Below are 3,553 nucleotides of genomic sequence, written 5' to 3' on the forward strand. Positions count from 1 at the left end.
CGCCGGCGTCCGGCAGCAGCGTCCCCGCCGCAATCCTCCGCAGGAGTGTCTCCTGCACGCCATCCTGGGGGCCGGGCCGGCTTGACGCGGGTCAACGGACGCGCGCCCGAGCGCGCCGCGGCTTTCCGCGGCGGCGCCGGCGTGCCATCCTTCCCGGTGATGGGCGATGCGTTCTTCCTCACCGGCGCACGCGGCACGGGCCGCGCGGCTTGCGCCGCCTTCCAGGTCCTGGTGCGGCCGGCGGGCGAGCGCGCGATGGAGGATGCGACGCTGCAGGCGCTGGTGCACGGCGCCTGCGAGGCGCACCAAGGCGAACTGCACTTCGCCTGGGAAGGTGCCGAGCCGATGCGCCGCGGCCTCGACTTCTTCCGCCGTGCCTGCGCGCTGCAGCAACAGCATGCCGGCGGCCGCACCGTGCGCAACACGCTGCACACCGGCGGCACGCTGATCGACGAGGATTGGGCCCGCTTCCTGGCCGCCGCCGGCTTCGGCGTGACGCTGCATGTCGACGGTCCGCCGCACGACGGCGCGCCCGACCGCCTGCTGCAGGCCGTCGGGCGGCTGCAGGCGCACGGCATCGCCTTTCACACGCAGACCACCGTGAGCGCGCAGAACGCGCGCGATCCCCTGGGCGTGTACCGCTACCTGAAGCAGCTCGGCGCCCGCCACCTGCAGTTCCTGCCGCTGGTGGAAGCCTGCGGCGAGCCGCGAGGGCCGCGCCGAACGGCGCGCGAAGTGCAACTCTCGCCGCGCACCGTCGGCTCCGTCGCCTACGGCCGCTTCCTCACCACCGTGTTCGGCGAGTGGCTCCGGCACGACGTCGGCCGCGTGTTCGTGCACCTCTTCGACAGCACCCTGCAGGGCTGGGTGCACGGCCGCGCGAGCCTGTGCAGCTTCGCGGAGACCTGCGCGCGCAAGGTGGCGATCGCGCACGACGGTTCGGTGTACGCCTGCGAGCGCTACCTCGATGCGGAGCACTGCATCGGCAGCCTGGCCGAGACGTCGCTGGCAGAGATGCTGTCGGCCCCGGCGCAGCGCGCCTTCGAGGACGCCAAGCGCGACACCCTGCCTTCGCAATGCCGCCGCTGCGACGTGCTGGCGGCCTGCCGCGGGGGCTGCCCGCGCCATCGCTTCCTGCATGCGGCCAGCGGCGGGCCGGCGGTGAACTACCTGTGCGCGGGCTACCGCCAGTTCTTCCGCGCCGTGGCGCCGCACATGCGCGCCATGGGCGTGCTGCTGCGCCAGGGGCGGCCCGCGGCGGACATCATGCGCTTCACGCCGCGGTAGCTCGATCGCTGGGCTTCGCGCTGGCGCGGCTCAGCGTCGGCGGCTGCCGCCGCCCCAGCCTACGGCAGGCCGGCCCCGGCTCGCGCAGATGGAGCGGCTTTGCGTAGGCTGGCGCTGGAGCGACAGCGAAAGCCCAGCGATCGGCGAGCGCAGCGAAGCCGGGGCTGCCGCCTTCAAACCGTGAAGATCTTCCCCGGATTCAGGATGTCGTTCGGGTCCAGCGCCCGCTTGATGGTGCGCATCATGGCCACCGCGCCCGGGCCCGCCTCGGCTTCCAGGAAGTGCATCTTGTGCAGCCCGATGCCGTGCTCGCCGGTGCAGGTGCCGCCCATCGCGAGCGCCCGCGCGATCAGGCGCTCGTTGAGGGCCTCGGCGCGCGCGCGCTCGTCCTCGCTGGCCGGATCCACCAGGTAGCCGAAGTGGAAGTTGCCGTCGCCCACGTGGCCGACGAGGAAGTAGGGGATGCCGCTCGCATCGGCCTCGGCCACCGATTCCAGCAGGCAGTCCGCCAGGCGCGAGATCGGCACGCAGGTGTCGGTGGTGATGGAGCGGCAGCCCGGGCGCGACTGCACGGCGGCGAAGTACGCGTTGTGCCGCGCCGTCCACAGGCGCGTGCGCTCCTCCGGCGTGGTGGCCCATTCGAAAGCCTTGCCGCCGTGGCCGGAGGCGATCTCCTGCACCGTCTCGGCCTGCTCCTTCACACCGGCCGGCGAGCCGTGGAATTCCATCAGCAGCATCGGCTCCTCGCGCAGCGAGAGCTTGCTGTGGGCGTTGACCACGCGCACGCTGTTGGCGTCGATCAGTTCCACCCGCGCGATCGGCACGCCGAGCTGGATGGTCTCGATGGTGGTCTGCACCGCATCGGCGATGGTGGGGAAGGAACACACCGCCGCCGAGATCGCCTCGGGCAGCGGATAGACGCGCAGCGTGATCTCCGTGATCAGCCCCAGCGTGCCCTCGCTGCCGACGAACAGGCGCGTCAGGTCGTAGCCGGCGGAGGACTTCTTCGCCCGCGTGCCGGTGCGGATCACCTCGCCGCTCGCCGTGACCACCTCCAGCGCAAGCACGTTCTCGCGCATGGTGCCGTAGCGCACGGCGTTGGTGCCGGAGGCGCGGGTGGCGCTCATGCCGCCGATCGAGGCGTCGGCGCCGGGATCGATCGGGAAGAACAGGCCGGTGTCGCGGATCGCTTCGTTGAGCTGCTTGCGGGTGACGCCCGGCTGCACCGTGACGGTGAGGTCGTCGGCATCGACCGCCAGCACGCGGTTCATGCGGTTCACGTCGATGCTGAGGCCGCCGCGCACGGCCAGCAGGTGGCCCTCGATCGACGAGCCGGCGCCGTAGGGGATGACCGGCGTGCGGTGTTCGTTGCACAGGCGCAGCGCCTCGGCCACTTCGGCGGTGCTCTCGGCGAACAGCACGGCGCCCGGCGGCGGCACGGCGAAGGGCGATTCGTCGCGGCCGTGTTGCTCGCGCACCGCCAGCGCGGTCGACAGGCGGGCGCCGAAGCGGGCCTGCAGCGCCTGCAGCAGCGCAGGGGGAATCTCCTGCTGCCGCACTTCGGGCAGCAACTGGGCGTGGGAGGTGGGCGCGTTCATGGCGCAAGGGTAGCAGCCGCCCTCCGCCAGCGACTACAGTGGATTCCTCTCCCGCGACGGAGCCACGCCATGCTGAAGGAACAGGTCCATGTCGGCCCCGGCAGCCTGCCGGGCGAACTGCTCATGCCGGAGGGCGCCACCGGCCTCGTGCTGTTCGCCCACGGCAGCGGCAGCAGCCGGCTGAGCCCGCGCAACGTGTTCGTGGCCCGCGCGCTGCACGCCCGCGCCCTGGGCACGCTGCTGTTCGACCTGCTGACGGAGCACGAGGCCCACTACCGGGCCAACGTGTTCGAGATCGCGCTGCTGGGCGAGCGGCTGCAGGAAGCGATCGCCTGGGTGCGCGCGCGCGCCGACGTGGGCGCGCTGCCGCTGGGCCTGTTCGGCGCCAGCACCGGCGCGGCCGGCGCGCTGCTGGCCGCGGCGCAGCGGCCGGACGACGTGGCGGCGGTGGTGTCGCGCGGCGGCCGGCCCGACCTGGCGCTCACCTCGCTGCCGCAGGTGCGGGCGCCGACGCTGCTGATCGTGGGCGGCGCCGACACGGAGGTGCTGGGGCTCAACCGCGTCGCCTTCGCGCACCTGGGCTGCGAGAAGCGGCTGGAAGTGGTGCCCGGCGCCACCCACCTGTTCGAGGAGCCCGGCACGCTGGAGCAAGTGGCGGAACTCGCCGG

Annotated in this window: 3 protein-coding genes; 2 read left to right on the forward strand and 1 reads right to left on the reverse strand. The window is 73.0% G+C overall.

Annotated features, from left to right (window positions below; all coding sequences use genetic code 11):
• Positions 1-141: 141 nt before the first annotated feature.
• The gene (locus tag VFM98_RS11125) at positions 142-1,287 is read left to right on the forward strand and encodes an SPASM domain-containing protein (protein WP_325109987.1); all 1,146 of its coding nucleotides are present in this window, start codon (positions 142-144) and stop codon (positions 1,285-1,287) included.
• 173 nt (positions 1,288-1,460) lie between these two features.
• Here the strand turns inward: VFM98_RS11125 and VFM98_RS11130 are convergent, their stop codons facing one another.
• The gene (locus VFM98_RS11130; RefSeq protein WP_325109988.1) at positions 1,461-2,885 is read right to left on the reverse strand and encodes an FAD-binding oxidoreductase; all 1,425 of its coding nucleotides are present in this window, start codon (positions 2,883-2,885) and stop codon (positions 1,461-1,463) included.
• A 69-nt stretch (positions 2,886-2,954) separates the two neighbouring features.
• On the opposite strand from VFM98_RS11130, the gene VFM98_RS11135 reads away from it, so the two are divergent.
• A partial coding sequence (locus VFM98_RS11135; protein ID WP_325109989.1) for a dienelactone hydrolase family protein occupies positions 2,955-3,553 on the forward strand: 599 nt, incomplete at its 3' end.

It is taken from the genome of Ramlibacter sp., assembly GCF_035706265.1.
In the GTDB taxonomy this organism is placed as follows: domain Bacteria; phylum Pseudomonadota; class Gammaproteobacteria; order Burkholderiales; family Burkholderiaceae_C; genus Ramlibacter.

Coding starts and splice junctions, on each gene's coding strand:
- VFM98_RS11130 (WP_325109988.1), bottom strand. CDS start 2,885: ATGAACGCGCCCACCTCCCACGCCCAGTTGCTGCCCGAAGTGCGGCAG.